Source organism: Albidovulum sp. (assembly GCF_049646345.1).
GTDB lineage: Bacteria > Pseudomonadota > Alphaproteobacteria > Rhodobacterales > Rhodobacteraceae > Albidovulum.
On sequence record NZ_JBARVQ010000177.1, the window covers coordinates 1 to 1,809 of the forward strand.

Here is a 1,809-nt window from a genome sequence, read left to right on the forward strand (position 1 = left end):
ACCTCGACCAATTCCTTCCGCCGTCTTCTGCGCGAGATCAGCCAGCTTCTGGCCTATGAGATCACCCTCGAGATGGAGATGACGACGAAACGGATCGAGACGCCCCTTTGTGAGATGGACGCGCCGGTGATCGACGGCAAGAAGCTGGCGCTGATTTCGATCCTGCGGGCGGGCAACGGGCTGCTGGACGGGGTTCTGGAACTGATCCCGGCGGCGCGTGTGGGGTTCGTCGGGCTTTACCGCGATGAAAAGACCCTGCAGCCGGTGCAATACTATTACAAGGTTCCGGCCAATCTGGAGGACCGACTGGTCATCGCGCTCGATCCGATGCTGGCGACGGGCAATTCCTCGGCCGCGGCGGTCGAGCTTCTGAAGAAATCCGGCGCGAAACATATCCGCTTCATGTGCCTTCTGGCAGCACCCGAAGGTGTCGCCCGGATGAAAGACGCGCATCCCGATGTGCCAATCGTCACGGCGGCCCTGGATGAGCGGCTGAATGAGCTTGGGTACATCGTGCCGGGGCTGGGGGATGCGGGCGACCGCATGTTCGGCACGAAGTAAGTGCATTTCCTTTACGGTTGTTGCCAGCTTTGGCATGCTGCCGGGACCAAAAGGCGGGGCGAGTGATGCGGGCGATCCGGACGACTGTGGCCGCTGTTTTTGCGGTGAATTTCCTGATTGGGCAGGCAGGTGCAGAGATATTGGTGCCGGCAGAAACGCCGCCTGCCGATTTTTCCGGCAATCAATATATCGACAGCGCGGGCTGTGTCTTCATGCGGGGCGAGATCGGCGGCCACGTGGCGTGGTTGCCGCGCCTGAACCGGGACCGCCAGCAGGTGTGCGGCTATGATCCTACATTCGCGACCGCTGCTTTGCCGGAGGTCATGCCAGAGCCGGAGCCGGATGAGACCCCGACCGTCGCGGAACCACCGGCAGAGGACGCAGAACCTAAGCCTGACGCTCAGACGGCCGCCCTTCCGGCCCCTGCGGAAACCCAACGCCGCAAGACGTCTGACGGGGGAAGTGGGGTGGGGACCCCTCCGTTCTTCGTTCAGGTCGGGGCGTTCGCTGTGGGGGCCAATGCGGACCGGGTGGCCGACCGCATTCTGGCCATGGGGTTGCCGGTGACGATTGTGCGCGAACGGCTGGGAGCGCGGCCGATCCGCTCGGTTCTGACCGGGCCATTCGAGGATGAGGCGGCCTATCGCGATGCGATCAGGCGCGTCCGCGAGGCCGGGTTTGCCGATGCGTTCCGTCGCCGTCAGCCGGTGCAAATGCCCTGAAGCGCCACCCATTCGGTGTCGCTCAGGACCGGTTCGGCCTGTGTGTTGCGCATCGGATCGGCCTCAATCAGCGCAAGAACGGATTCGCCCGTCGGATCAAGCGCATAGGCATAAGGTGTGGTTGACAGTTCGGCGGCAGTGAAGCGGGCGATGAGGCTGGCATGCGTCAGCGGCAAATGCGCCCGGTCCAGCAGAACCTCACCATATCCCGCAACGCCGCTCCCCGGCAGATCGCCCGTCGTCAGGAGCGTCAAAGTGGCGCGCAATCCGGCATGGCGCAGAAGCTCGGCGGTTGGATTGCTGCTTTGCTGCCGCAGGTCTTCGGCCAGAACGGCCCCGGCGATCACATCGGGGTTGTTCCCGGCTTCGATGAGCTTGCGGGGCAGCAGAATGATGCCGCCCGGAAGGTGGCTGGTCTGCGTCAGCCCGTCAGGCAGGACCACGATCTGGCCGCTTGGCCCCAAAAGCCGGTCGCGGAGCCGGGCCAGCGCCTCGCCCCCCTCGGGTGCGGCGCAGCGGATACCGG

2 protein-coding genes and 1 pseudogene are annotated in these 1,809 nt (G+C 64.6%); 2 read left to right on the top strand and 1 reads right to left on the bottom strand.

What is annotated here, in order from left to right; genetic code table 11:
• Together upp and WBB85_RS04425 are read left to right on the top strand one after the other, a co-directional pair.
• Positions 1-561, top strand: a 561-nt coding sequence (gene upp, locus WBB85_RS04420; RefSeq protein WP_432637415.1) for a uracil phosphoribosyltransferase, incomplete at its 5' end; no start/stop codon positions are given.
• A 65-nt stretch (positions 562-626) separates the two neighbouring features.
• Positions 627-1,283 (top strand): SPOR domain-containing protein, encoded by a 657-nt coding sequence (locus tag WBB85_RS04425; protein ID WP_432637416.1) that lies wholly within the window; start codon positions 627-629, stop codon positions 1,281-1,283.
• Here WBB85_RS04425 and WBB85_RS04430 read toward each other — a convergent pair.
• Positions 1,262-1,809, bottom strand: a pseudogene (locus WBB85_RS04430) (hypothetical protein); the annotation flags it as partial. The gene WBB85_RS04425 and the pseudogene WBB85_RS04430 sit on opposite strands and share 22 nt — an antisense overlap.